This is a genomic window from Streptomyces sp. NPDC005141 (genome assembly GCF_053599975.1).
Genome location: NZ_JBSFYW010000007.1, coordinates 1 through 24,172, shown reverse-complemented (window position 1 = coordinate 24,172; position 24,172 = coordinate 1). Strand labels below are relative to the sequence as shown.

24 protein-coding genes and 1 pseudogene are annotated in these 24,172 nt (G+C 71.8%); 10 read left to right on the top strand and 15 right to left on the bottom strand.

The annotated features are described in order from the left end of the window. The first annotated feature begins 61 nt into the window (after positions 1–61). Positions 62–982 (top strand): NADP-dependent oxidoreductase, encoded by a 921-nt coding sequence (locus ACWD68_RS07625; protein WP_451805551.1) that lies wholly within the window; start codon positions 62–64, stop codon positions 980–982. Beyond that, on the top strand, positions 979–1,692 hold the full coding sequence (locus ACWD68_RS07620) for a GNAT family N-acetyltransferase (RefSeq protein ID WP_451805550.1): 714 nt from the start codon (positions 979–981) through the stop codon (positions 1,690–1,692). The genes ACWD68_RS07625 and ACWD68_RS07620 overlap by 4 nt, the downstream gene beginning before the upstream one ends. Before the next feature lie 43 nt (positions 1,693–1,735). On the opposite strand, the gene ACWD68_RS07615 is transcribed toward ACWD68_RS07620, so the two are convergent. Next, positions 1,736–2,161, bottom strand: a complete 426-nt coding sequence (locus tag ACWD68_RS07615) for a MarR family winged helix-turn-helix transcriptional regulator (RefSeq protein WP_451805703.1) — start codon at positions 2,159–2,161, stop codon at positions 1,736–1,738. Between the two features lie 490 nt (positions 2,162–2,651). On the opposite strand from ACWD68_RS07615, the gene ACWD68_RS07610 reads away from it, so the two are divergent. The 4 genes from ACWD68_RS07610 to ACWD68_RS07595 all read left to right on the top strand — a co-directional run bounded on the left by ACWD68_RS07610 (position 2,652) and on the right by ACWD68_RS07595 (position 7,132). Beyond that, positions 2,652–3,446 (top strand): putative protein N(5)-glutamine methyltransferase, encoded by a 795-nt coding sequence (locus ACWD68_RS07610; protein ID WP_451805549.1) that lies wholly within the window; start codon positions 2,652–2,654, stop codon positions 3,444–3,446. A 114-nt stretch (positions 3,447–3,560) separates the two neighbouring features. Further along, positions 3,561–4,391, top strand: a complete 831-nt coding sequence (locus tag ACWD68_RS07605; RefSeq protein ID WP_451805548.1) for an alpha/beta fold hydrolase — start codon at positions 3,561–3,563, stop codon at positions 4,389–4,391. Positions 4,392–4,472: 81 nt separating this feature from the next. Beyond that, positions 4,473–6,488, top strand: a complete 2,016-nt coding sequence (locus ACWD68_RS07600) for an oxidoreductase (protein WP_451805547.1) — start codon at positions 4,473–4,475, stop codon at positions 6,486–6,488. Between the two features lie 98 nt (positions 6,489–6,586). Then, positions 6,587–7,132, top strand: coding sequence for a PadR family transcriptional regulator (locus tag ACWD68_RS07595; RefSeq protein WP_451805546.1), 546 nt, complete (start codon positions 6,587–6,589; stop codon positions 7,130–7,132). Between the two features lie 57 nt (positions 7,133–7,189). On the opposite strand, the gene ACWD68_RS07590 is transcribed toward ACWD68_RS07595, so the two are convergent. From ACWD68_RS07590 to ACWD68_RS07580, 3 genes are all read right to left on the bottom strand, one after another. Continuing rightward, complete coding sequence (locus ACWD68_RS07590) at positions 7,190–7,774, bottom strand: hypothetical protein (protein ID WP_451805545.1); 585 nt, start codon at positions 7,772–7,774, stop codon at positions 7,190–7,192. Positions 7,775–8,101: 327 nt separating this feature from the next. Beyond that, complete coding sequence (locus ACWD68_RS07585) at positions 8,102–9,031, bottom strand: LysR family transcriptional regulator (protein ID WP_451805544.1); 930 nt, start codon at positions 9,029–9,031, stop codon at positions 8,102–8,104. A 94-nt stretch (positions 9,032–9,125) separates the two neighbouring features. Further along, positions 9,126–10,112, bottom strand: a complete 987-nt coding sequence (locus ACWD68_RS07580) for a fibronectin type III domain-containing protein (protein ID WP_451805543.1) — start codon at positions 10,110–10,112, stop codon at positions 9,126–9,128. A gap of 368 nt (positions 10,113–10,480) precedes the next feature. Here ACWD68_RS07580 and ACWD68_RS07575 point away from each other — a divergent pair, with 368 nt between their 5' ends. Continuing rightward, positions 10,481–11,197 (top strand): glycoside hydrolase family 75 protein, encoded by a 717-nt coding sequence (locus ACWD68_RS07575; protein ID WP_451805702.1) that lies wholly within the window; start codon positions 10,481–10,483, stop codon positions 11,195–11,197. Positions 11,198–11,401: 204 nt separating this feature from the next. Here the strand turns inward: ACWD68_RS07575 and ACWD68_RS07570 are convergent. The 5 genes and pseudogenes from ACWD68_RS07570 to ACWD68_RS07550 form a co-directional block, all read right to left on the bottom strand. Next, positions 11,402–11,646, bottom strand: a pseudogene (locus ACWD68_RS07570) (SDR family oxidoreductase); the annotation flags it as partial. Between the two features lie 31 nt (positions 11,647–11,677). Beyond that, the gene (locus ACWD68_RS07565; protein WP_451805542.1) at positions 11,678–12,094 is read right to left on the bottom strand and encodes a PTS-dependent dihydroxyacetone kinase phosphotransferase subunit DhaM; all 417 of its coding nucleotides are present in this window, start codon (positions 12,092–12,094) and stop codon (positions 11,678–11,680) included. Continuing rightward, complete coding sequence (gene dhaL, locus ACWD68_RS07560) at positions 12,087–12,686, bottom strand: dihydroxyacetone kinase subunit DhaL (protein ID WP_451805541.1); 600 nt, start codon at positions 12,684–12,686, stop codon at positions 12,087–12,089. Before dhaL ends, ACWD68_RS07565 begins: the two co-directional genes overlap by 8 nt. Positions 12,687–12,763: 77 nt before the next feature. Next, a complete protein-coding gene (gene dhaK, locus ACWD68_RS07555) occupies positions 12,764–13,756 on the bottom strand; it encodes a dihydroxyacetone kinase subunit DhaK (RefSeq protein ID WP_451805540.1) in 993 nt (330 codons plus the stop codon). Positions 13,757–14,081: 325 nt separating this feature from the next. Continuing rightward, the gene (locus ACWD68_RS07550; protein WP_451805539.1) at positions 14,082–15,263 is read right to left on the bottom strand and encodes an acyl-CoA dehydrogenase family protein; all 1,182 of its coding nucleotides are present in this window, start codon (positions 15,261–15,263) and stop codon (positions 14,082–14,084) included. A 174-nt stretch (positions 15,264–15,437) separates the two neighbouring features. Between ACWD68_RS07550 and ACWD68_RS07545 the strand changes: the two genes are divergently transcribed. Then, a complete protein-coding gene (locus ACWD68_RS07545; RefSeq protein WP_451805538.1) occupies positions 15,438–15,812 on the top strand; it encodes a hypothetical protein in 375 nt (124 codons plus the stop codon). Here ACWD68_RS07545 and ACWD68_RS07540 read toward each other — a convergent pair. The 6 genes from ACWD68_RS07540 to ACWD68_RS07515 all read right to left on the bottom strand — a co-directional run bounded on the left by ACWD68_RS07540 (position 15,767) and on the right by ACWD68_RS07515 (position 21,595). After that, positions 15,767–16,339, bottom strand: a complete 573-nt coding sequence (locus ACWD68_RS07540; RefSeq protein ID WP_351134721.1) for a TetR/AcrR family transcriptional regulator — start codon at positions 16,337–16,339, stop codon at positions 15,767–15,769. The genes ACWD68_RS07545 and ACWD68_RS07540 overlap by 46 nt on opposite strands. A 289-nt stretch (positions 16,340–16,628) precedes the next feature. After that, the gene (locus ACWD68_RS07535; RefSeq protein ID WP_451805537.1) at positions 16,629–17,648 is read right to left on the bottom strand and encodes a Gfo/Idh/MocA family protein; all 1,020 of its coding nucleotides are present in this window, start codon (positions 17,646–17,648) and stop codon (positions 16,629–16,631) included. A gap of 24 nt (positions 17,649–17,672) precedes the next feature. After that, positions 17,673–18,575 carry a sugar phosphate isomerase/epimerase family protein gene (locus tag ACWD68_RS07530; RefSeq protein ID WP_451805536.1) on the bottom strand — a complete coding sequence of 301 codons (903 nt, stop codon included), beginning with the start codon at positions 18,573–18,575 and terminating at the stop codon, positions 17,673–17,675. A 1-nt stretch (position 18,576) separates the two neighbouring features. Further along, positions 18,577–19,491, bottom strand: a complete 915-nt coding sequence (locus ACWD68_RS07525) for an ATP-binding cassette domain-containing protein (protein WP_451805535.1) — start codon at positions 19,489–19,491, stop codon at positions 18,577–18,579. A gap of 8 nt (positions 19,492–19,499) precedes the next feature. Beyond that, positions 19,500–20,576: an ABC transporter permease gene (locus ACWD68_RS07520; protein ID WP_451805534.1), complete on the bottom strand. Its 1,077-nt coding sequence runs from the start codon at positions 20,574–20,576 to the stop codon at positions 19,500–19,502. Beyond that, complete coding sequence (locus ACWD68_RS07515; protein ID WP_451805533.1) at positions 20,576–21,595, bottom strand: sugar ABC transporter substrate-binding protein; 1,020 nt, start codon at positions 21,593–21,595, stop codon at positions 20,576–20,578. Before ACWD68_RS07515 ends, ACWD68_RS07520 begins: the two co-directional genes overlap by 1 nt. 292 nt (positions 21,596–21,887) lie before the next feature. Between ACWD68_RS07515 and iolC the strand changes: the two genes are divergently transcribed. Together iolC and ACWD68_RS07505 are read left to right on the top strand one after the other, a co-directional pair. Beyond that, positions 21,888–22,880 carry a 5-dehydro-2-deoxygluconokinase gene (gene iolC / locus ACWD68_RS07510; protein ID WP_451805532.1) on the top strand — a complete coding sequence of 331 codons (993 nt, stop codon included), beginning with the start codon at positions 21,888–21,890 and terminating at the stop codon, positions 22,878–22,880. Positions 22,881–22,917: 37 nt separating this feature from the next. Further along, positions 22,918–23,802, top strand: coding sequence for a Cgl0159 family (beta/alpha)8-fold protein (locus tag ACWD68_RS07505; protein WP_451805531.1), 885 nt, complete (start codon positions 22,918–22,920; stop codon positions 23,800–23,802). Positions 23,803–24,172 lie beyond the last annotated feature (370 nt).

Here is a 24,172-nt window from a genome sequence, read left to right as displayed (position 1 = left end):
CACAATCGGTGAGCGGGGCCGCGACGACCGGTGACGACAGCGAAGGAGAGTGAGGGAGCAGATGCCCAAGGCGTACGTCTTCACACGGTTCGGGGGCCCGGAGACCGAGGCCCTGGTGGAGCGGGACCGCCCGAGCCCCGGCCCCGGCGAGGTCCTCGTCGCGGTACGCGCGGCCGGCGTGAACCCCGTCGACTGGAAGCAGCGCACCGGCCACCGCCGCCCGGGCGGCCCGCAGCGCGCGCTGCCCGCCGTGTTCGGCAACGAGGTCGCCGGGGTCGTCGTGGAGGCCGGCGCCGGCGTGACCGGTCTGGCCGTCGGGGACGAGGTCTTCGGCAACCCGGTGGACGGCGGATACGCCGAGTACGCCGTGCTGCCCGTCGCCGTCACGGCGCACAAGCCCGCCGGGCTGTCGTTCGCGGACGCCGCGGCCCTGCCCGTCGCGGCGGCGACGGCGTACGACGGAATCCGGCAGCTCGGCCTGCCCGCGGACGCGACCCTGCTGGTGACCGGTGCGGGCGGCGGAGTCGGGGTCGCCGCCGTCCAGATCGCGCGGGCCTCCGGGCTGCGGGTCCTCGGGGTCGCGAGCGAGGGCAAGAAGGACTTCGTCGAGTCGCTCGGAGCCGTGCACGTCCCGTCGGGGCCGGACCTCGCGGAGCGGCTGCGCGCGACGGCGCCGGACGGGGTGGACGCCGTGTTCGACCTCGTCGGGGGAGCGGTGCTGGAGGCCGCGGCGACGCTGCTGGCCGACCGTACGAAGCTGATCACCGCCGCCGACCGCGAGACGGTGGCGAAGCTCGGCGGCGCGGGCGTCGAGCGGGCCCGTACGGCCGCCGTGCTCGACGAGGTGGGCCGGCTCGCCGCCGACGGCAGGCTGCGCCCCTTCGTCACCCGGACGTTCCCGCTCGACCGTGCCGCCGAGGCGCTGCGCACCGTCGAGGACGGGCACGCCCGCGGCAAGATCGTGATCGAGGTGACCGCATGAGCGTCCATCCCCTCGACAACCCGGCCCTCGGCTCGCTCACCGGGCCCCACGCCCACTTCGCCGAACGCCGTGGACGCGTCCTGCGCTACCCCGTGGACGTGTCGCCCTGGCTGGCGCTGCCGGACGATCCGGGCGCCGAGGACTGGGCGGATCTGGCGGCCCTGGTGGGGCCCGGTGGCGAGGCTCCGCTGGCCGGGTTCGGCGGGCGGACCCCGGACGGCTGGGAGGTGACCTTCAGCATCGACGGCGTCCAGCTCGTGGACGACGGGCTCGCAGCGGCGCCGGACGCCGAGGCGGTGCCGCTCGGCCCCGCCGACGTGCCGGAGATGCTCGAGCTGGTGGAACGGACACGGCCCGGTCCCTTCCTGTCGCGCACCGTCGAGCTCGGCACGTATCTAGGGATCCGACGGGACGGCATCCTTGTCGCCATGGCGGGGGAGCGGCTCCATCCGCCGGGCTGGACCGAGATCAGCGCGGTCTGCACCGATTCCGCGCACCGGGGTGAAGGCCTGGCCAGTCGCCTGATCCTGGCTGTCGCGCACGGCATCCGTGAACGCGGCGAGACCCCGTTCCTGCACACCGGCGCAGGCAACAGCAACGCCGTCCGCCTCTACGAGTCCCTGGGGTTCAAGCTGCGCCGCAGGACCCGCTTCATGGCGGCGCGGGTGCCCGAGCACCTGGGCGACGGGCGGGCCGTGGGCGTGGGGTGAGACCGCGCCGCCGAGCCCGTGGCAGGCCGTGGGGACGGTCCGCTCAGTTCCTCGGCGGCCTGCCGTCCGGCGTCTCCGGGGCGGTGGCGCTACCCGTGGCGTTGTAGCGCAGCAGATACGAGGCGAAGCGGGCGAGGTCCTCCTCGGACCAGCCCGTGAGCCGCTGGCGGAACGCCGCACGGCGACTGCGGGTCACCTGGGCGAGGATCTCCGTGCCCGCCTCCGTCAGATGCAGCACCTGGACGCGGTGGTCGTCGGGGTCCATCCGGCGTTCGATCAGACCGGCCCGCTCCAGCGCCGCCACCTGACGGCTCACCGTGGACTTGTCCAGCGCGTAGTGCGCGGCGAGGTCCGTGGCACGGCAGCCGCCGATCTCCTCCAGATGGCCGAGGAGGGTGTACGAGACCAGGGACAGCTCGGGATGCATGCGTCCCGCCGAGGCGCGGGCCCGCCGCGCGAACACCGTCATCTCCCGCTGGATGGTCTCCACGGACGCGTCGCCGGTCGTGCCGTCCGTGGCCGTCGTGCCGTCGGCGGCCGTCGTGCTGTCCGTCGTCCCGGCCTCACCGGCCCCTTCGGACGCCATCGCGGGACCTCCCTTCGCCGCCCTGGTTGCATAGTACAACTTGGCAGGGTGTGGAGAGAGTTGCGCAGGCCGACCGAAGGGGATGCGACGGTTCCCGGCCGCGGGCTCACCGGCCGCCCGCGACGGCCCGCGCGCAGCGGCCTCGCGCCGCACGTCGGCTCCGGCGACGGACGGCCGTAGGAGCCTGTCGCCAACTGATCGTTCCTGTAAGGTGGCCGTCCCGGCCGTGGTCCGTCTCGGCCGATGAGTTGCCGAGGAGGTGAGTCCCATTACCGCTGTGTCAGGTCGGGTGCTCTCCTCTCCAGGCAATACGGTCACCGTCTCCGGGTGACCGTGGGAGCGCCCTTCGGCTCGTCGAAAGGCTCTCGGCTTCATGCCTCCCTTTTCTCCTGATGTCCCTGGTTCCGCAGACCCTTTGGTCGCCGCGCTCCGCTCCGCCGGATGCGTCTTCGCCGAGGACGAGGCGGAGTTGATCCTCTCCGCCGCCCGCACTCCCGACGAGGCCGCCGCGATGGTGGACCGGCGCGTCGCGGGGCTGCCCCTCGAACACGTCCTCGGCTGGGCGGAGTTCCACGGGCTGCGCATCACCGTCGAACCCGGCGTCTTCGTGCCGCGCCGCCGCACCGAGTTCCTCGTCGACCAGGCCGTCGCGCTCGCGCGGGGCGCGTCCCTCGTCGTGGACCTGTGCTGCGGCTCGGGCGCGGTCGGCGCAGCGCTCGCCGCGTCCCTCGGCGGGCCCGAACTGCACGCCGTCGACATCGACCCGGCCGCGGTGCGCTGCGCGCGCCGCAATGTCGCGCCGTTCGCCGGTCAGGTCCACGAGGGCGACCTCTTCACGGCGCTGCCCGACACCCTCCGGGGCCGCGTCGACGTCCTGGCCGCCAACGTGCCGTACGTCCCCACCGACGAGGTCGGCCTGCTGCCGTCGGAGGCCCGTGACCACGAACCCCTGGTCGCCCTCGACGGAGGCGCGGACGGACTCGACCTCGTGCGCCGGGTCGCCGCCGAGGCCCCGCGGTGGCTGGCCCGCGGTGGCTGCCTTCTCGTGGAGACGAGCGAACACCAGGCGCCCGTGGCCGTCGAGGCCTTCGCCCGCTGCGGGCTGATCGCCCGGCTGGCCGTCTCGGAGGAGGGGTACGCCAACGTGGTGATCGGCGTGAGGCCCTGACGTGGGGGGCGGGGCGACACGGGCGACATGCCGCGTTCGGGCCCTGATCTGCTGATTGTCCCGCCCCGCGCGCCACACTCTGGCTGTCCGCAGACGCCGGAGGAAGGCCCGAACATGAGCAGTGCCCCCGAGAAGTTCGACGCATGGGACATCAAGGAGTCGGGGCCCGCCGACGCGGGCACGAAGGTGCTGCTGCTGCCCGGCGGCATGTGCAGCACCGCCTTCTACGACGACCTGGCCGCCGCACCGCCGCTCGCCTCCGCGCCGGTGCGGTTGGTGGCCGCGACCGTTCCGGGTCACGCGGGCACCACGCCACCGCGCGATCTCGGCATGGAGAACTACGCGGCACTGGCCGGTGCCCTGGCCGCCGAGCGGGGCTGCGCTGTCGTGGTCGGCCACAGCATCGGCGCCAACATCGCCCTGGAGATGGCGGCCGGCGGGCACTTCACCGGTCCCGTCGTCCTGCTCTCCCCCACGTTCTCGGCATCCGACGAGGACAAGGCGCTCGTGATCGCCAACAGCCTCGGGCGGGTGCCCGGCATCGGGGCGCTGACCTGGTCCGGTCTGGTCAAACTGACGCCCCGCGTCATGGTGAGCGAATTGCCCCCGGCCCGCCGCGAGGCGCTGACCGCCGAGTTCGAGAAGAACGATCCGGCGTTCTGCCGCACCGCGATGCGGCACTACTTCGACTACCTGGACCGGTACGGATCCCTCGTCCCCCGGCTTCGTGACTCGGGCGTGCCCGCCTGGGTCGTGCGCGGCGACCACGACGACGTCGGACTGGCGGAGGAGGAGCGGGCCGGGCTCGAAGCCAGCCCCAACGTGGCGATGGTCGCGGTCCCCGACGCGGGCCATCTGGTGATGGTCGACCAGCCCGTCGTGGTCGCGGAACTCGTGGCCCGGGTGGCTCTCGGCCGAGTGGGCCTCCGGCCCCGGGCCGAGTGATCCTCCTCATTGTGCAACTAGTTGCATAATGCGTGGCGCGTCGTCTACAACAGACGTACGACACCGCGCACGGAGGGCCAGATGAGCCGTTACCCGCACCTGCTGAACCCGCTCGACCTGGGCTTCACCACCCTGCCCAACCGCGTGCTCATGGGCTCCATGCACGTGGGCCTGGAGGAGGCCGAGCGCGGCTTCGAGCGCATGGCGGAGTTCTACGCCGCCCGCGCGCGAGGTGGCGTCGGCCTGATCGTCACCGGTGGCATCGCGCCCAACGACGCCGGACGGCCGTACGAGGGCGGTGCCAAGCTGACCACCGAGGCCGAGGCCGAACAGCATGCCGGGATCACCGCGGCGGTGCACCGCGAGGGCGGCAGGATCGCGATGCAGATCCTGCACTTCGGGCGGTACGCCTACCACCAGGACCTGGTCGCCCCCAGCGCGCTGCAGGCCCCGATCAGCCCGTTCCCGCCGCACGAGCTCAGCGACGCCGAGATCGAGCAGACCATCGACGACTACGCGCGCGCCGCCCGGCTCGCCCGGCAGGCGGGCTACGACGGCGTCGAGATCATGGGCTCCGAGGGCTACCTCATCAACGAGTTCATCGCCCTGCAGACCAACCGGCGCGAGGACCGCTGGGGCGGCTCGTACGAGAACCGGATGCGCTTCCCCGTCGAGATCGTCCGCCGTGTACGCGAGGCCGTCGGCGACGACTTCATCATCATCTACCGCCTGTCGATGCTCGACCTGGTGCCCGGCGGCTCCTCGCTCGACGAGGTCATCACGCTCGCCCGGGCCGTCGAGGCGGCCGGGGCGACGATCATCAACACCGGCATCGGCTGGCACGAGGCCCGTATCCCCACGATCGCGACCTCGGTGCCGCGCGGCGCGTACGCCTGGGTGACCAAGAAGGTCATGGGCTCCGTCTCGATCCCGCTGGTCACGACCAACCGCATCAACACCCCCGAGATCGCTGAGCAGTTGCTCGCCGACGGCCACGCCGACATGGTCTCGCTCGCCCGGCCGATGCTCGCCGACCCCGACTTCGTCGCCAAGGCCGAGGCCGGGCGCCCGGAGGCCATCAACACCTGCATCGGGTGCAACCAGGCCTGCCTCGACCACACCTTCGGCGGCAAGATCACCTCCTGCCTGGTCAACCCGCGCGCCTGCCACGAGACGGAGTTGGTCCTCGCGCCGACCCGGCTGCGCAAGACGGTCGCCGTCGTGGGCGCCGGGCCCGCCGGACTCGCCTGTGCCGTCAGCGCCGCCGAACGCGGCCACGCCGTCACCCTCTTCGACGCCGCGGGCGAGATCGGCGGCCAGCTCAACGTGGCCCGCAAGGTCCCCGGCAAGCAGGAGTTCGACGAGACCATCCGCTACTTCCGTACCCAGCTCGAACTGCACGGCGTGGACGTCCGGTTGAACACCTGGGCCACCGTGGACACCCTGGAGACGTACGACGAGGTCGTCGTCGCCACCGGCGTCAGCCCGCGCACCCCGGAGATCCCCGGCGTCGACCACCCCAGCGTCGTCGGCTACCTCGACGTCCTGCGCGACGGAGCCCCCGTCGGCGACCGCGTCGCCGTCCTCGGCGCCGGCGGCATCGGCTTCGACGTCGCCGAGTTCCTCACCGACAGCGGCGACAAGGCGAGCGAGGACCCGTCGACGTACTTCCGGAGCTGGGGCGTCGACATGGACTACCGGACGCCCGGCGGTCTCGCGGCCCCCGAACGGCCCGCCCCGCCGCGCACCGTGCACCTCCTGCAGCGCAAGGCGTCCAAGGTCGGAGCCGGACTCGGCAAGACCACCGGCTGGATCCACCGCACCGAGCTCAAGCACCGGGGCGTCACCATGGTCCCGGGCGTCCAGTACGACCGGATCGACGACGCCGGACTGCACGTCACCGTCGACGGGCACGGCCAGGTCCTGGAGGTCGACACCATCGTGCTGTGCACCGGACAGGAGCCGCGCCGGGACCTGTACGAGGCGCTGCGCGCCACCGGCCGCGGGGTCCACCTCATCGGCGGCGCCGACGTGGCCGCCGAACTGGACGCCAAGCGTGCCATCAAGCAGGGCACCGAACTGGCGGCGGCTCTCTAGGGCACCGGAAGAAACGACGTACGGAAGGGCTGTCGCGGTGTCCGGCGGATCACGGCCGGGCACCGGGCGGCACCTCCGGCCCTCCCTAGGATGACCCCATGTCACTCCCGCACGCGATCCTCACCGCCCTGCTCGAGAAGCCCTCGTCGGGCCTCGGACTGACCCGGCGGTTCGACAAGTCGATCGGCTACTTCTGGTCGGCGACGCATCAGCAGATCTATCGCGAGCTGGGGAAACTGGAAGCCGAGGGGTACATCCGGGCCCTGGCGCCGCAGCAGCCCGCCCGGGGTCAGAAGAAGAGCTACGAAGTCCTGCCCGCGGGCCGTGCCGAACTCGCCCGCTGGACCGCCGCCTCCCAGGACCCGAAGCCGCTGCGCGACACGATGCTGTTGCGCCTGCGCGCCGCCGCGGTCGTCGGCACCGAGGGCGTCGAGGCGGACCTTCGCCGCCATCTCGACCTGCACCGGCATCAGTTGACCGAGTACCAGGAGATCCAGGAGCGGGATTTCCCGCCGGGAAAGGACACCCCCGAGGACCGTCTGCGGCACCTCGTCCTGCGGGCCGGCATCGACCTGGAGACCTTCTGGACCCAGTGGCTCACCCACGCCCTGGCGGAGTTCGAGAAACTGCCCGGGCGTGACTAGGCGGCCCTCCCGTGACCGGAGTCGACGGAACGGCCGCCCGACGTGACGGACTTCGGTTCAGAGCCGGTGGGGCTTGGACCGGCGGCGCAGGAACCACGCCGCCGCCCCCGTGCCGGTCACGACCAGGGCCGCGCCGCCCACGACGGTGGCCGTGCCGTAGTCCTTCACCGCCCCACCGAGCCCGCCCATGACACCCCGCGACGGTGAGGCCGAGGCTGTCGCAACCGCCGAGGCTGTCGCTGTCGCTGTCGCTGTCGGTGTTGCCGTCGCCGAGATCGTGGGAGCCGAGACGATGATCGACTGGGTGCCCGCCGTCGAACCGTCCTGGCAGACGACGATGACCGTGTAGGTGCCGGGGCCCACGCCCGTCCAGGACGCCGACTGACTGGTGCTCGTCCCGGTGAGCGACATCTGGCGCCCCTGGGCGAAGTTCGCCTGCCCGCTGGACAGCAACGAGGCGTCGCCGAAGCTGCTGCCGTTGCTCGGGCAGGCACTGGTGGTGACAGAGACCGTGGTGCCGGTGGTGCTCACGGAGATCCCGGAACCCCAGGCGACGGCCGCCGGGGCGGCCAGGGTGAGCGGAAGCGCAGCGGCGGCGGCCACGGTCAGGCCGGATCGGAGAAGTGTCTGAGTGGTACGCATAATAACTGCCCTCCAGCGGCACGGTTGGCGGTACATCCCATGCGCCGCCGAGGATTGGAAAGGCCCGTGCTGCCTCAGAGCGAGCCAATGTGCCCCGGGCCGGGCCCGCATGCGGACGGGGACCGGGCAGGTGACGAATTCCATCGTCCGGCGCACTGCCGGCGGATGCTGCGGACCCGACGGCGCGCTGTGCCGGTGGATCCGCCGTCCCCGGATCCGATCAGTTGCGCGGCGGCGGTCACCGGATGAGGACCGTCCCCGGGAGGAGTCGCCCGGCGGGGCGGTTCGCGGCGGAAAGTCAGCGGGTTCGGGCCTCCCCGGCCGTGGTCACCAGGTGCGGGCCGCCCGCAGCAGCCGGTCCCGGACCAGGACGACGTGCGGATTGTCCGAGGGTCCGGGGCGCTGGGTGAGGTAGCCGGTGTTGATCGGCGGGTCCTCGGGCGTCAGCAGCGCGATCAGGGCGCCGGCGGCCAGCTCGTCCTGGCACAGGTAGCGGGGGAGCACGGTGATCCCGGCACCGGCGACGACCGCCGCGAGGACGCCACGCAGATCGGGCACCGTGATCGCGGCCTGCCCGGACAGCCGTACCCCGAAGACATGCCGCCAGTAGCGGCGGGCGATGGGCAGGTCCTCGGCGTACGTGACCAGGGGCAGGCCGTGCAATGCCGCGGCCCCCTCCGCCGCCACCCGGTCGGGGCCGATGCGCTCGGCCCAGGCGGGGGAGGCGACGAGCACGAACTCCTCGTCCATCAGCGGGACCGACGCGAGGGTACGCCCGCGCGGCCGGCTCGTGGCGATCACCAGGTCGAAGCGGCCGCCGCGCAGGCCCTCCAGGAGGTCGTCGGTCAGCCCGGTGCTGATCCGCAGCCGTACACCCCGGGCCGTGAGCGGCGCCAGCGCGGGCAGCACCCGCGCGCACAGCAGCTCGGCCGGGCCCGCCACCTGGACCGGGTCCGGCGGCTGGCCGGCGCCGGGGCCACCGCGGTCCGCCACCGTCGCCAGCGCGTCCAGCGGCGCCGCGACCTGCGCGGCCAGCTCGTCCGCCACGGACGTGGGAAGCACACCCCGCGGCCCCCGTTCGAACAGCTCCCGGCCCAGCTGCTCCTCCAGGGACCGCATCTGGGTCGTCACCGTCGGCTGGGAGAGGCCCAGCAACCGCGCGGCCGCCGTGAAGGAACCCGCCCGGTGCACCGCGAGGAACGTGCGCAGCAGAGTCAGGTCGAGCGGCGCGCCAGCATTGGATTCCCTATGGGCCATACGGGCAACCCTATGCGGCCCTATGGCCGGGCCCGCCTGTCGGGCCTGTCGCCGTCCGCCCGCGGGGCCCGTCGCCGCCGTCCCACCCGCCCCCTCACGGTCGGCCCGTCGTCACAGAACGCTCCGCGGAGAACCCTCCCCACTTCCCGTCGGGCAGTTTCGCCCGGATCCGCACCCGGTGCGCCGCGTCCGCCTCCCTGCCGATGTAGAAGCTGTAGGTGGAGGTGTCGCGGGGCGGGTCGGTGCCCCAGACGAGCGAGGTCACGGGACGCCCGTCGAGATGGACCTGGTACTCCGTGATCACTCCGTCGACCTCGGGCGCGATCCACGTCAGGTCGATGTAGTACGCCCCGTCGCTGCGGTGGGTCGTCGCCCGGAAGCCGGTCGGCGCCGTGCCCCGGCCGTCGTCCGAACCCGGTGCCGTGGTGACCGGAACGGTGGCGCTCGGCGGCGAGAGGTTGTCCGCCGCGTCGCGGGCCCGCACGGTGAAGGCGTAGGCCGTGCCGGGCCGCAGCCCGGTGACGACGGTGGCCGTCTGCGTGCCGCCGACACTGTGGATCTTCGAGGTGCTCTGGTAGATGTCGTACGACGCCACCCCCCGCGCGTCGGCCGACTTCGCCCACGACAGCTGGACCGCCCGGCTGCCGACCGCCTTGCCGTGCGGGCTGCCGGGGCGTGTGGGCGGTGTGCGATCGGCCGCGACCGCCGCCGGGGTGGTGGCCCGCGCCCGTTTGCTGAGCGGCCCCTGGACCCCGGCGGCGTTCCGGGCCCGGACCGTGAAGACGTAGGCGGTGGACGGTTCGAGCCTGGTGACGTCGACCATGTGCTCCGAACCGGGCACTTCCTTGACCTTGGTGGTGCCGCGATACACCTCGTAGCGGGTGACCTTCGGGTCCTCGGAGGCCAGGTTCCACATGACGTGCACGCTGGTCGCGCTGCCCGCGGCGGCGGTCACGCCCATCGGCGCGGCCGGCTGCCGTTCGCCCTGGCCCGAGGCCGGCGCCCCCCATCCGCAGGACGCGAGCACGAGCAGCGCGCCGCACACCAGCACGCGCAGGACGGTGGGGGGAACGCGTCGCACGGGTCTGCCTTCCCTCGGCGGGATTGGTCTGTACCTATAAGACACGGCTGACGCGGCCACATCAAGAGGAGGGGTGGGCTGTTGGCCGGACCGTCTCGGAGGTACGTATGCTGAGAACGTGACGTGGTGTGAACTCGCCCCGGTATCAGGGGAGTTCCTGCCCGCGGCGCGGACCGCTGTCGTCGCTGATCCCGCGCCGACGCGTGCGGTCGAGTGGCCGGAGCCGGTTGTGGCTCGGGCCCTCGGCCGTACGGCGGCCGGGAAAGTGACCGTGCACCGTCCGGCCCCCTCCCGGTGGACGCGCTCTCGGACGCCCCCCAGATTTGGCCAAATGAGCGTCCATGTCCCCCAGGAGAGGGTCTCCCACCGTGCGTGTCCACCCGATGAGGCTGGCCGCGGCGGCCGCGGCCCTGCTCGTCCCGGCCCCGGCGTTGCTGTCCACCGCCCCCACCGCAGGCCGCCCCGGCAGCCCCGCCGCGGCCACGCGGGAGGGCGCTGTTCCGGCCGCCGACCTGCTGGCGAAGGTGCGTGGCTGCGCCGTCGTCTCGAACGGGCGCTACCGCAGCGACGACGGCACCCGTGCCGACATCCCGGTCTGCGGCGCCGAGGGGGCCGTCTACTGGAAGGCCGACATGGACATCGACTGCGACGGCAGACCGGGCCCCCTGTGCAACAGCCGTACCGATCCGCTCTTCTCCGACGCCACGGCATTCCAGCAGTCCGACGGCCGATACCTGAGCGCCGAGACCCTGCCCTACATCGTCGTCCCGGCCTCCAGTGGCATCTGGAACTTCCGGGACCACGGCATCGGGGCGGGCTCGGTGGCGGCCGTGATCTACCAGGACCGGGTCCAGTACGCCGTCGTCGGTGACACCGGCCCGCAGGACATCATCGGTGAGGCCTCGTACGCGACGGCCGAGGTGCTCGGGATCCGCCCCGATCCGCGCGGCGGCGGCACGCCCTCCGGTGTCACCTACATCGTCTTCAAGAACTCCCGGGTGTCACCTATCGAGGACCACGCCGCCGCGGTGGCGACGGGGGAGCGGCTGGCCCGGAAGTTCGTGAACGACGTGAACCGGCGCTGAGCCGCCGCGGCCCGGTGCCGGAAGCGCCCGGGTCACGAGGGCGGCCCTGGCGCCCCGGCTCCCAGCTCCCGGAGCCCTGGCTCCCGGCTCCCGGCTCCCGGCTCCCAGAGCCCTGGCTCCCGGCTCCCAGAGCCCTGGCTCCCGGCTCCGGCTTCCGGAGCCCCGGCTCCCGGTCCCGGAATCCCGGCCTCCCCGGTCCGTGCGTCAGACCGCCGCCCAGCCGTTGTCGACGTGCAGGATCACGCCGTTGATGTTGCTCGCCGCGTCCGAGGCGAGGAACACGATCGCGGCGGCCTGCTCCCCGGCCTCGGTGGGCCGGCCGGCGTTGCCCATGTACGCGCCGAGGACGGCTGGGCGTGGGCGCCGGCCTCGATGTCCACGGTGATGGCGGTCCTGGTGCCGCCCGGAGCGACGGCGTTGCTGCGGATGCCCTTGTCTTGGTACATCACGGGTGGCGCGGCGGCACCGCGGCTCCGGTTCTCACACCTTTCGGTAGGTGTACGCCTCCGCTGCCGCCGCTTCCACTGCCGCGAGGTCGCCGCCCGCCGAGGCCGTGACGACCGCGGCCACCGTCCCCTCGACGAACGGGGCGTCCACCAGGCGTGTGTTGTCGGGGAGCTCGTCGCCCTCGGCGAGCAGCGCCTTCACGGTGAGCACGGCACTGCCCAGATCGGTGAGCACGGCTATCCCGGCGCCGCGGTCCACCGAGGCCGCGGCGGCGGCGATCAGCTCGGCGCTGGTGCCCAGGCCCCCGTCCACGGTGCCGCCCGCCGGGGCGACGGGAGCGGTCGTGCCGCCGCCGGCCAGACCCGTCGCCAGTTCGGCGACGGACGCCGCGACCGCGGCGCTGTGCGAGACCAGCACTATGCCTACGAGCTTGCCTTCGGTGTCACTCATCGGCCGCCTCCACGAGTGCCGCGATCAGTAGCGAGGAGGACGTGGCGCCCGGGTCCTGGTGCCCGATGCTGCGCTCGCCCAGATAGCTCGCCCGGCCCTTCCGGGCCTGCAGGGGTGTCGTCGCGACGGCACCCTCCTCGGCAGCGGACTTCGCCGCGGCGAACGACTCGGCCAGCGCGTCGACCGCGGGCACCAGGGCGTCGATCATGGTCTTGTCGCCGGGTGCGGCTCCGCCCAGCGCCATGACCGCGTCGACGCCCGTGCGCAGCGCGTCCGTGAACTGCTCCTCGGTGACCTCGGCGGCGTCCCCGAGCGCCTTGCCGGTCCGGCGCAGCAGGGTGCCGTACAGCGGCCCGGACGCGCCGCCGACCGTCGAGATCAGCTGCCTCCCGGCGATCGTGAGTACGGCGCCGGGGGTCTCCGGGGCCTCCTTCTCCAGTGTGGCGGTCACGGCGGTGAATCCGCGCTGCAGATTGCTGCCGTGGTCGGCGTCACCGATGGGCGAGTCCAGGTCGGTGAGCCGCTGTGCCTCCCGGTTCACCGACGCGGCGGTCACCGTCATCCAGCGGCGGAAGAAATCGGCGTCGAGCACGGAATCTCCTTGCGTGGTACGAAAGTTGACCTGGTGCCGGTTGACGCCGGGCGGCAGCCGACTCGCGTCGACCGGGTTCACACGCCCCAGCGCAGCCCCGACGTCTTCACCGGCGCGTCCCACAGACGCAGCAGCTCCTCGTCCACCTGGCACAAGGTCACCGACGCGCCGGCCATGTCGAGGGAGGTGACGTAGTTGCCGACCAGGGTGCGCGCCACCGGGATGCCGCGCTCGGTCAGCACCCGCTGCACCTCCGCGTTGAAGCCGTACAGCTCCAGCAGGGGAGTGGCGCCCATCCCGTTGACGAGGACCAGCACCGGATTGCGCGGCACGAGATCCTCCAGGACGGCGTGCACGGAGAAGTCGGCGATCTCGCGCGAGGTCATCATCGCGCGCCGTTCCCGGCCCGGCTCGCCGTGGATGCCGACGCCCAGTTCCAGCTCCCCGGATGGCAGATCGAACGTCGGGCTGCCCTTGGCCGGAGTCGTACAGGCGCTGAGCGCGACGCCGAAACTGCGGGAGTTCTCGTTGACCTGCCGGGCCAGCGCCTCGACCCGCTCCAGGGGCGCGCCCTCTTCGGCGGCCGCGCCCGCGATCTTCTCCACGAACAGCGTCGCGCCCGTACCGCGCCGCCCGGCCGTGTACAGACTGTCGGTGACGGCCACGTCGTCGTTGACGAGGACCTTGGCGATCCGGATGCCCTCGTCCTCGGCCAGCTCCGCCGCCATGTCGAAGTTGAGGACGTCGCCGGTGTAGTTCTTGACGATGAACAGCACGCCCGCACCGCTGTCCACGGCGGCCGCGGCCCGCAGCATCTGGTCCGGCACCGGGGAGGTGAACACCTCGCCGGGGCAGGCCGCCGACAGCATCCCGGGGCCCACGAATCCGCCGTGCAGCGGCTCGTGCCCGGACCCGCCGCCGGAGACGAGGCCCACCTTTCCCGCGACCGGGGCGTCCCTGCGTACGATCACGCGGTTCTCGACGTCCACCGTCAGCTCCGGATGGGCTGCCGCCATGCCTCGCAGCGCGTCCGCGACCACCGTCTCCGCCACGTTGATGAGCATCTTCATGGGAACCTCCTGGTGAGAAGAGTCGCCGGGCCCCTGTCCTGCACTGCCCACGTTAGAAGTGGGTCCGCCAAATCGTCGACCGCGGCGCGGCGCCGTTTCGGGAATCGGGCGCTCATGGGGCCCGATCCCGTCCGTCGCGAACGTGGCCGACCGGCCGGACTGCCTGGCCGGCGAGCGGGTCGGCGGTGCGAGGAGCTCACTCTCGGAAGTATCGGCGCTCGGGCGGCGATGGTCACGTGCGGAGACGTTCTTCGGTGAGGTTGCGCCGCGGTGAGTACGCACTCACCGAAGCGCGCAAGCACCGGTTCCACGAGACTCGGGCGTCCTACTTGCCCGTCTTGCGCACGCGAAGGCTGCCGCGCTCGTCCTCCTTCAGCGCGCGGCCGATGATCAGGCGCTGAATCTGGTTGGTGCCCTCGAAGATCTGCATGACCTTGGCCTCGCGCATGTAGCGCTCGACCGGGAAATCGCGGGTGTAGCCGGCGCCGCCCAGTACCTGCACCGCGTCGGTGGTGACCTTCATGGCGTTGTCGGTGGCGATCAGTTTGGCGATCGACGCCTCGGACTGGAAGGGAAGTCCCTCGTCCTTGAGGCGGGCGGCGGCGAGCGTGGTGGCCCGGGAGACCTGTACCGCCGCGGCCATGTCGGCCAGGACGAACGCCAGGCCCTGGTGCTCGATGATGGGGCGGCCGAAGGTCTCCCGCTCCCGCGAGTAGCGCAGCGCGTGGTCCAGCGCCCCCTGGGAGAGGCCGGTGGCCACCGCCGCGATGCCGAGCCGTCCGCAGTCCAGCCCGGCGAAGGCGATCCTGAGCCCGTCGCCCTCCTCGCCGAGCCGGCGGTGGGCGGGGACGCGTACGTTCTCCAGCCGCACGGTGGCGGTGGCGGACCCGGTCAGGCCCATCTTGTGCTCCGGGGGATCGGCCACCACGCCAGGCGTGTCGGCCGGGACGAGGAAGCAGGAGATGGCGCGCGAGCCCGTGTCGGACGTACGGGCCATGACCGTGTAGAAGTCCGCGTGCCCACCGTGCGTGGTCCAGGCCTTGGCGCCGTTGAGCACATAGTCGTCGCCGTGCCGGACGGCCCGTGTGCGCATCGCGCCCGGGTCGGAACCCGCATGGGCCTCGGACAGGCAGTAGGCGCCGAGCAGCTCGCCGCCGAGCATGTCCGGGAGCCATTCCTTCTTCTGCTCCTCGGTGCCGAACGAGGCGAGGGCGAAGCAGGACAGCGCGTGCACCGAGACGCCCACCGCGACGCTCGCCCACACCGTGGCGATCTCCTCGACGACCTGGAGGTAGACCTCGTAGGGCTGGTCACCGCCGCCGTGCTCCTCGGGGTAGGGCAGGCTCAGCAGCCCGGCCCGTCCGAGCGTGCGGAAGACCTCGCGCGGGAACCGCTCCTCGGCCTCCGCCTCGGCGACGCGCGGGGCGAGCTGCTTCTCGGCGAGCTCGCGGGTCAGGGCGATCAGGTCGACGGCTTCCGACGTGGGGAGCGTGCGGGTCGCGGGCATGGCGTGTCCTCGGGGGTGACGGGTCGCGGCCCTGACGATTTTGATACGCCAGGCGATACAACAGTATCGTTTTTGGTACCGTCGGGCCATGGCGTCCCCCGATGGATCCACGGGGTCACTGCCGGTTCACGTGTCCCGGAACGCTCGGGGCTCGGGCCGGCTCCGCGCGCGGCCATGGTGTCGGCCGACCTCGGCGCCGACGTGGTGCGCGTCGAGCGCCCGCCCGGCCGGGGGCCGTGGCTCGGCCTCGACGGCGCGGCGGATATCGTCCGGCGCGGCCGCCGGTCGTTCCCCGCCGGCCTCAAGGAGCCCGCGGGGTGTGAGCGGGTCAGGAACCGGGCCCGGGCCTCCGCCGACGCGAACCTCGTCACGGTGGCCGCGCTGGAGCGGCGCTTCTCGGCCGTGCCTCTCGACGGCCTTGCCCCCTCCCGGCTGTCCGACCAGGACAGCCGCGGCGGTGCCGCTGGGCCGAGGTGTCGGCTCGGAGGCCCCCTGCGCCGAGGTCAGGGGGAGACGGCGTGGACGATGAGTGACGCCAGCTCGGCGTAGGCCTCGGCGTCGCTCAGCCCGGTGCGGGCGGCGACCTCGCCCCGCTGGATCTCCTGCATGGTGGCGGCCACGACCTCGCCCACGAACGCGGCATGCACGTCACGGAACGCTCCCGCGGCCACGCCGTCCGCGATCAACTGCCTGATCCTGCCCGCGGCGAGGCGCGTATTGGCCTCGTACACCTCGCGGGCCGGCTCGAACTGGGCCATGTCGTCGAGGAACTGCCGGGACAGCGGCCTCAACTGGTGGGCGACCGCGTTCAGGTAGACGACCACACGCTCGGAGGGCGCCGAGGTGTCGGCCACCCGCTTCTCGACGGCCTGGGCGGCCTCCCGGAAGTAGTGCTTCACCGCTTCCCGGACCAACTCCTGCTTGCTGCCCGCCAGCTGGTACAGCGTCGTCTTCGAGCAGTGCAGCCGCTCGGTCAGCTCGTCGAGGGTGAACGCTGCGAAACCCTCCGCCACCAGCAACGCGACCAGCCGCTCGAGCAGGTCGGTCTGGCGCGCTGTACGACGTGTGGACGGCATGATCCCAGCGTAGCCGTTCCTACTGGACCGTAACCGTCCCCCTCAGGGGGTGTGATCCGGGGCGCGAGGTGCCGCCCCGGCGGTCAGCCCGGACAGGACGGACCCGCCTCGCTCGCGGCGGACGACAGCAGGTCAAGAGCATCCTCGGGTACGCGCCCGACGCGGCGGCCGGGCAGAGCGGCTCGCCCCGGGCAGCAGGCCGGGGCGAGGCCGTGTGGTCGAGTGCGCCGACGGTGTCCGTTCGAGCGGACCGCCGGCGCGCTCGACGATGTCCCCAGGAGGGCCCGGCTCAGCGGTAGAGGGCGGGCCGCTCGATCAGATCGACCTCCGTGCGGCGGCCCTCGGCCTGGGCGCGGACGCCCGCCTCGCAGACCGCCGCCGCCGCGTACCCGTCCCAGCAGCTGGGCCCGGTGACCTCGCCACGCAGTGTGGCGTCGACCCAGGCCTGCACCTCGCGGTCGTACGCCTCCAGGAACCGCTCCACGAAGTCCGGCGCGATCGAACCACCCCACCTTCCGCCCGAGTTGACCAGCATCCCGTGGGCCTCGCCGATCCGTGCCGTGCCGTTCTCGCAGACGGCCTCGGCCTGCACCTGGTACCCGAAACGGCAGTTGACGTAGATCTCCACATCCACGAGCACTCCTCCGTCCGTCTCCAGGACGACGAACTGCGGGTCGGAGAGTCCGTCGGGCGCGTTGCCGGAGGGCCGTGGCTTCAACACCGTGACCGCGGTGATCTCCTGCCCGAGCAGCCAGCGGGCGGCATCCATCTCGTGCACGACGGAGTCGTTGATGAGCATCTGCTCGGTGAAGTACGGCAGGACATCGGCGTTGCGGTGCCGGTTGTGCAGCATCAGCGGGCGACCCAACTCGCCGCCGTCCAGGAGCGACTTGAGTTTCAGATATTCGGCGTCGTAGCGCCGCATGAACCCGACCTGGACCCGCCGGTGCCCGAGTGCGCGCTCCGCCTCCATCACCCGCAGCGCGGAGGCCGCGTCCGGGGTCAGCGGCTTCTCGCACAGGACCGGCAGGTCGTGCTCGAACGCGGTGAGCAGCGCCGCCTCGTGAGCGGGGCCGGGGGAGGCGATGACCACGGCGTCGACGTCGTCCGCCGCCAGCGCCGAGGCCGGATCCGTGTACGCGGTGCAGCCGTCGATGCCGCCGGCGAGCCCTTTGGCGCGCTCGGCGTCGATGTCCACGACCGCGCTCACCCGCGCTCCGCTGATGACCTCGGTGATCCGGCGGACATGATCGGCCCCCATCCGGCCGGTGCCGATGACAGCGACCCCGAGTGTTCCGTGCTGGGTCATGTGGTCGGTGGTCCCTTCGATGGATCAGGCGCCGCAGGAGCGGAGGAACGCGCGGGTGCGTGTGGCGATGGGCAGCGGCTTCTCGGGCTCACAGGGATACATGTCCTGCTCCACGACGGCGAACAGCTCCACGCCCAGGCGCTGTGCCGCGACGAGTACCGGCTCCAACTCCGGTACCCCCGTGGGCGGTTCACACATCACTCCGCGCTGGACCGCGGGCCCGAACGGCACCTCGTCCTGCACGACGGCGGCGAGGACCGCGGGGTCGACCTGCTTGAGGTGCAGATAGCCGATGCGTTCGCCGTACGTCTCGATGAGCTTGACGCTGTCGCCGCCGCAGTAGGCGTAGTGCCCGGTGTCCAGGCACAGGTTGACCAGGTCGGAGTCCGTGGAGTCGAGGAAGCGCTCGACGTGCTCCTCGGTGTCGACGTGGGTGTCCGCATGCGGGTGCACGACGATGTCGAGGCCGTACGTCTCCTTGACCTCGTGGCCGAGCCGCTCCATGCCCTTGGTGAGGTGGGCCCACTGCTCGGCGGTCAGCTCCGGCGGCTCGATGATCTCCGCCGTCCGGTCGTCCCGCCAGAAGGAGGGGATGACCACCAGATGCCGGGCGCCCATGTCCCGGGTGAGCGCGGCGACCTGGCTGACATGCGCCCAGGTGGAGTCCCAGACGGACGGTCCGCGGTGCAGGCCGGTGAAGACCGTGCCGGCCGACACCTTCAGGCCGCGCTTGTCGGTCTCTGCGGTGAGGCGGACCGGGTCCGTCGGCAGATAGCCATACGGGCCGAGCTCGATCCAGGAGTATCCGGCCTCGGTGACCTCGTCCAGGAACCGTTCCCACGGGACCTGCCTCGGGTCGTCGGGGAACCAGACGCCCCAGGAGTCCGGGGCTGAGCCGACGCGGATGCGGTCCAGGGGAGTTGCCATGTCAGGAGGTCCCTTCCGAGGGGGCGGGCGCCGGGGTCCGGAGGTCCTCCGCTTCGGGGAGCCCCTCCACGTCGACCCCGCGCACCTGTGCCAACTCGTGCTTGAGTGCGGCGAGTTCGGCGCCGCCCGCCATGTGGTTGGTGAGTTCCTCCAGGCTGACCTCGCTGCGGTCGGCGCTGAGTTCGAGCGTGCCGAGGCGCAGCACGCTGAAGTGGTCGCCGACCATGTAGGCGTGGTGCGGGTTGTGGGTGATGAAGATGACGCCGAGACCGCGGTCGCGGGCGGCGGCGATGTACTTCAGGACGACACCGGACTGTTTGACGCCGAGCGCGGCGGTCGGTTCGTCGAGGATGAGGACGCGGGCGCCGAAGTAGACCGCGCGGGCGATGGCCACGGACTGGCGCTGGCCGCCGGAGAGCGTGCCGATCGGCTGGTCGAGGTCGGCGAGGACGATGCCCATGTTGCGCAGTTCCTCGTCGGCGGTCCGCTTCATCCTCGCGATGTCGAGACGGCGTACGGGCCAGGGCCCCTTCGTCATCTCGGAGCCGAGGAAGAAGTTCCGCCACACCGGCATCAGCGGCACGGTCGCGAGGTCCTGGTAGACGGTGGCGATGCCCTTGGCGAGGGCCTCGCGCGGGGTGCCGAAGCGCACCGCCGTGCCGTCCACCAGGAACTCGCCCTCGCTGTGCCGGTGCAGCCCCGAGATGATTTTGATGAGGGTGGACTTGCCGGCGCCGTTGTCGCCGAGGACGCAGGTCACCCGGCCGGGGCGGACGGCCAGGGAGACGCCGTGCAGGGCGCGGATGTTGCCGTACGACTTGCCGGCGCCGCGCAGTTCCACGATCGCGGCGGTGCCCTCCCCGGGCGGGGTGTCCGGGAGAACGGCGCCCGCGGTTCCGGATCCGTTGGTTGTCATGGGTCGGTTCACCTCCGGGTCGCCGTGCGGCGGACCCACAGATTGATGAGCGTGGCGCCGAGCAGCATCACGCCGAGGAAGGCCTTGAACCAGTCGGGGTTCCAGCCGGCGTAGACGATGCCCTGGTTCACCATGCCGAACATGAAGGCGCCGAAGACCGGGCCGATCGCGGAGCCGTAGCCGCCGGTCAGCAGACAGCCGCCGATCACCGCCGCGGCGATGTAGATCAGCTCCTGGCCGACGCCCTCGCCCGACTGCACCGTGTTGAACGAGAACAGCTGGTGCATGCCGACGAACCAGGCGCCGAAGCCGACCGTCATGAACAGGGTGATCTTGGTGAAGGTCACCGGTACGCCGACCGCGCGGGCACTGTCCTGGTTGCCGCCGACCGCGAAGACCCAGTTGCCGTACTTGGTGCGCAGCAGCACCCAGGTGGCCAGCGCCGCGAAGACCAGCCACCACACGATGGTGATCTTCACCTGGACGCCGCCGACGTCGAAGGAGGAGGCGAAGACCTTCTTCGCCTGGCCGAATCCGTCCATGTCGCTGATGTCGTCGGTGGCGACGTTGGTCGTGATCAGCTTGGTGACGGCGAGGTTCACGCCTTGCAGGATCAGGAAGGTCCCGAGGGTCACCAGGAAGCTCGGCAGCCCGGTGCGGACCATCATCCAGCCGTTGAACGCCCCGATCGCGAGGGAGACGACGAGTGCGACGACCACACCCGCCCAGACGTTCATGGTCAGTTGGTAGCTGAGCATGCTCGCCGTCAGCGCCGAGGTGATCACCGCTACACCGGCGGACAGGTCGAACTCGCCGCCGATCATCAGCAGTGCCACGGGCAGCGCCATGATGCCGATCGTCGACGACTGGTAGAGCACGGTCGCCATCGAACCGCCGGAGCGTACCGACGGCGCCGCGACCAGGAAGAAGACGAACACGGCGACGGCGCCGAGGAACACCCCGACCTCGGGCCGGGCGAGCAGCCGCAGCGCCAGGGAGCGCTGCGCCGTCCGGCCGTCGGTCCTGCGGGGGCCGGGGGCCGGCGGTGCGGTCACCGCCGGATCGGCCTGCTGGGCCATGCCCATCACCGAGTGCCCTTCGAGGCGAACTTGGCGACGGTGTCGACGTTGCTCTTGTCGACGAAGGCCGGACCGGTCAGGACCGGCTGCTCACCGCCGCCGCTGTAGTTGCCGTTGTTCTTGTAGAGCCACAGCGAGTCGACCGCCAAGTAGCCCTGGAGGTAGGGCTGCTGGTCGACGGCGAACTGGATGGTGCCCTTGCTGATGGCGCCGGTGAGGTCCTTGTTGAGGTCGAACGTGGCGACCTTCGCCTTGCTCCCGGCGTCACTGATCGACTGCACCGAGGTCAGGGCGTACGGGGCGCCCAGCGTGACGACGTAGTCGATCCCCTTGTCCCGCTTGAGCTTCGCGGTGATCGTGGACTTCACGGACGGCATGTCGGTGCCGTTGACGTACAGGTTCTCGGTGCTGCCGCTGAACGTCTTCTTCACGCCGTCGCAGCGCTGGGTGAGGCCGATGTTGCCCTGTTCCTGGACCACGCAGACGACCTTCTTGGCGCCTTCCGAGTTCAGCCTCTTGCCGAGCGCCTCACCCGCGACGGTCTCGTCCTGGCCGAAGAACTCCGTCAGGCCCAGCTTCTTCCAGTCGCTGAGACCCGAGTTGAGACCCACGACGGGTATCCCGGCCGAAGTCGCCTTGCCCACCACGTCCTTCATGGCGTCGGGCTTGGCCAGGGTGATCGCGATGCCGTCCACCTTCTGGTCGATCGCGTTCTGGACCAGGTTGGCCTGCGTGCCCGCGTTCGGGTCGGCGGAGTAGACGAGCTTGATGTTGTCCTTGGCGGCGGCGGCCTCGGCGCCCTTGCGGACGATGTCCCAGAACGTGTCGCCGGGCGCCTGATGGGTCACCAGGGCGACCTTCATCAGGGGGGTGTTCGCCTTGCCCGCGGCGGCACCGTCCCCGTTCTCCTCGGACTTCTTGCCGCCCGAGCCGCTGGAGCAGCCGGCGGCGAGCAGTGCGGACGCCGCGACCAGGGCGACGAGGGGGGCGATTCTCCGGGAACGGGGGTGGAACGTGCGATCCATCTTTCCAGCACCTCACTGTGCGACCGGGGGAAAGGGAACGGGACGGCGCGGGGCGCGGGGCCCGTGCGGGACCCGGACGGCGGGTCCGGGTGTGATGCGTCGAAGCGGCGGTTTCGTTGGGACGGGATACAAGTCCCTGTTGCACCCACCTGTCAATACTTTGTTAAGACATCATTTCAGGAGCAGGTCCGAATGTCCGTACAAAGTCTTGACAGAGTGGAGCCGGGAGTCCTACACCTAAGAGGCATCGGGCGCCCCGTTGCCCGCATCCCACGCATCAGGAGCGTCACGCATGCCTGAGTCCGCCGTACCCCGGGTCGCCGCCGCTGAGTCCGCAGAGGCCTTCGACCTCATCACCATGGGACGCATCGGCGTCGACCTCTATCCGCTGCAGACGGGTGTGCCGCTCGCCCGGGTCGACTCCTTCGGAAAGTTCCTCGGCGGCTCGGCCGCCAACGTCGCCGTGGCCGCCGCTCGCCTCGGCCGGTCCACCGCGGTGATCACCCGGACCGGACAGGACCCCTTCGGAACCTATCTCCACGAGGAACTCAAGGAGTTCGGCGTCGACGACCGCTGGGTCACCCCCGTCGCCGCGTACCCGACGCCGGTCACCTTCTGCGAGATCTTCCCGCCGGACGACTTCCCGCTGTACTTCTACCGGCAGCCCAAGGCGCCCGACCTGGAGATCCGCACCGACGAGCTCGACTACTTCGCCATCCGCGCGGCCCGCATCTTCTGGATCACCGGGACCGGCCTGAGCGAGGAACCCAGCCGCTCGGCCACCCTCGCCGCCCTGAAGGCCCGGGCCCGGACCGGCATCACGGTCTTCGACCTCGACTGGCGCCCGATGTTCTGGAACAGCCGCGGAGCGGAGGCGGCCCGCCCGTACTACGCCGAGGCCCTGCGCCATGCCACGGTCGCCGTCGGCAACCTCGACGAGTGCGAGATCGCCACCGGAGTACGCGAACCACGCGCCTGCGCCGAGGCACTCCTCGACGCCGGAGTCGAACTCGCCGTCGTCAAACAGGGCCCCAAGGGTGTACTGGCCGTCCACCGCGACGGCACCGAGGCCGAGGCCTCGCCGGTACCGGTGGAAGTCGTCAACGGCCTCGGTGCGGGCGACGCGTTCGGCGGTTCCCTCTGCCACGGCCTGCTGTCCGGCTGGGAGTTGGAACGGATCGTCCGGTACGCCAACGCCGCCGGCGCGCTGGTCGCCTCCCGCCTCGCCTGCTCCTCCGCGATGCCGACCGGGTCCGAGGTCGAGAACCTCCTCGCGCGCGCCTGACCGGGCTGACCGACGCCACCCCTGAACGGAGCCTGACTTGAGTATCAGCATCCCCGACCTCGTCGCGGTGCGCGCCCGGCACCCGGAGGCCATCGCCGAAGCGGCCGCCCGCCGGGTCCGCCGCCCGCTGATCGGCGACACCGGCCGCCTGATGATCGTGGCCGCCGACCACCCGGCCCGCGGCGCCCTCGGCGTCGGCGACCACCGGCTCGCCATGGCCAACCGCGCCGACCTCCTCGAACGGCTCTGTGTGGCACTGTCCCGGCCCGGCGTCGACGGAGTGCTCGCGACCGCCGACATCCTGGAGGACCTGCTGCTCCTCGGCGTCCTGGAGGACAGGGTCGTGATGGGCTCCATGAACCGCGGCGGACTCGCCGGCGCCTCCTTCGAGATGGACGACCGCTTCACCGGCCACCGCGCAGAAGACATCGAACGGCTCCGCTTCGACGCAGGAAAGCTCCTGCTGCGCATCGACTACGACGACCCCGGCTCCCTGAAGACCCTGGAGACCACGGCCCGCGCCGTCGACGCCATGGCGGCACGCCGACTGCCGCTCTTCGTCGAGCCGTTCATATCCCGCCGCGACAGGGACACGGGCGCGGTCCGCAACGACCTGAGCGCCGAGGCCGTCACCCGGTCCATCGCCATCGCGTCCGGCCTCGGCGGAACTTCCGCGTACACCTGGCTCAAACTGCCCGTCACCAGCGACCCCGACGACATGGCCCAGGTGCTGGAAGCCTCCACGCTGCCCGCCGTGCTGCTCGGCGGAGAGGTCGGCACGGACCAGGAAGGGGCGTACGAGAGATGGCGCAAGGCGCTGCGACTGCCCACCGTGCAGGGCATGGTCGTCGGCCGGTCCCTGCTCTACCCCGCCGAAGGCAGCGTGGAAGCCGCGGTGGACACCGCGGTCGGCCTGCTCTGACCTCCGCCGGGCAGCCGAGGCCCGGCGCCACGACCCACCCGAGGCCGCTTCCGTCCTGCCGGTTGCCCCGCCCCCGGGGTCCCGCCGGCCCAGCAGCCCTTTTTCGCCCCCGCCGCCCTTACCCGTCCCGTCCCTGGGGCCGCCCCAGACCCCGCTCCTCAAACGCCGGAGGGGCTGGATCTCACCACAGCGTGCCCGCAGCCGGGATCGCACGGGAGGGGCCGTGCCGGTACATCCCTGATGTCCGTCGCTTACGTTCGGATCGAGCAGCGGTTCCCTCCTGGACCCACGTCTGATCCAGCGGCGACGGACTGGGATGTACCGGCACGGCCCCGACCCACCCACCGGACCCCCACCCGAGAACCGCCGA

Bases quoted from the DNA above. Each gene is read 5' to 3' on its own strand.
- ACWD68_RS07625 (WP_451805551.1), top strand. From the start codon at position 62: ATGCCCAAGGCGTACGTCTTCACACGGTTCGGGGGCCCGGAGACCGAG.
- ACWD68_RS07620 (WP_451805550.1), top strand. From the start codon at position 979: ATGAGCGTCCATCCCCTCGACAACCCGGCCCTCGGCTCGCTCACCGGG.
- ACWD68_RS07615 (WP_451805703.1), bottom strand. From the start codon at position 2,161: ATGACGGTGTTCGCGCGGCGGGCCCGCGCCTCGGCGGGACGCATGCAT.
- ACWD68_RS07610 (WP_451805549.1), top strand. From the start codon at position 2,652: ATGCCTCCCTTTTCTCCTGATGTCCCTGGTTCCGCAGACCCTTTGGTC.
- ACWD68_RS07605 (WP_451805548.1), top strand. From the start codon at position 3,561: ATGAGCAGTGCCCCCGAGAAGTTCGACGCATGGGACATCAAGGAGTCG.
- ACWD68_RS07600 (WP_451805547.1), top strand. From the start codon at position 4,473: ATGAGCCGTTACCCGCACCTGCTGAACCCGCTCGACCTGGGCTTCACC.
- ACWD68_RS07595 (WP_451805546.1), top strand. From the start codon at position 6,587: ATGTCACTCCCGCACGCGATCCTCACCGCCCTGCTCGAGAAGCCCTCG.
- ACWD68_RS07590 (WP_451805545.1), bottom strand. From the start codon at position 7,774: ATGCGTACCACTCAGACACTTCTCCGATCCGGCCTGACCGTGGCCGCC.
- ACWD68_RS07585 (WP_451805544.1), bottom strand. From the start codon at position 9,031: ATGGCCCATAGGGAATCCAATGCTGGCGCGCCGCTCGACCTGACTCTG.
- ACWD68_RS07565 (WP_451805542.1), bottom strand. From the start codon at position 12,094: ATGAGTGACACCGAAGGCAAGCTCGTAGGCATAGTGCTGGTCTCGCAC.
- dhaK (WP_451805540.1), bottom strand. From the start codon at position 13,756: ATGAAGATGCTCATCAACGTGGCGGAGACGGTGGTCGCGGACGCGCTG.
- ACWD68_RS07550 (WP_451805539.1), bottom strand. From the start codon at position 15,263: ATGCCCGCGACCCGCACGCTCCCCACGTCGGAAGCCGTCGACCTGATC.
- ACWD68_RS07545 (WP_451805538.1), top strand. From the start codon at position 15,438: ATGGTGTCGGCCGACCTCGGCGCCGACGTGGTGCGCGTCGAGCGCCCG.
- ACWD68_RS07540 (WP_351134721.1), bottom strand. From the start codon at position 16,339: ATGCCGTCCACACGTCGTACAGCGCGCCAGACCGACCTGCTCGAGCGG.
- ACWD68_RS07535 (WP_451805537.1), bottom strand. From the start codon at position 17,648: ATGACCCAGCACGGAACACTCGGGGTCGCTGTCATCGGCACCGGCCGG.
- ACWD68_RS07530 (WP_451805536.1), bottom strand. From the start codon at position 18,575: ATGGCAACTCCCCTGGACCGCATCCGCGTCGGCTCAGCCCCGGACTCC.
- ACWD68_RS07525 (WP_451805535.1), bottom strand. From the start codon at position 19,491: ATGACAACCAACGGATCCGGAACCGCGGGCGCCGTTCTCCCGGACACC.
- ACWD68_RS07520 (WP_451805534.1), bottom strand. From the start codon at position 20,576: ATGGGCATGGCCCAGCAGGCCGATCCGGCGGTGACCGCACCGCCGGCC.
- ACWD68_RS07515 (WP_451805533.1), bottom strand. From the start codon at position 21,595: ATGGATCGCACGTTCCACCCCCGTTCCCGGAGAATCGCCCCCCTCGTC.
- iolC (WP_451805532.1), top strand. From the start codon at position 21,888: ATGCCTGAGTCCGCCGTACCCCGGGTCGCCGCCGCTGAGTCCGCAGAG.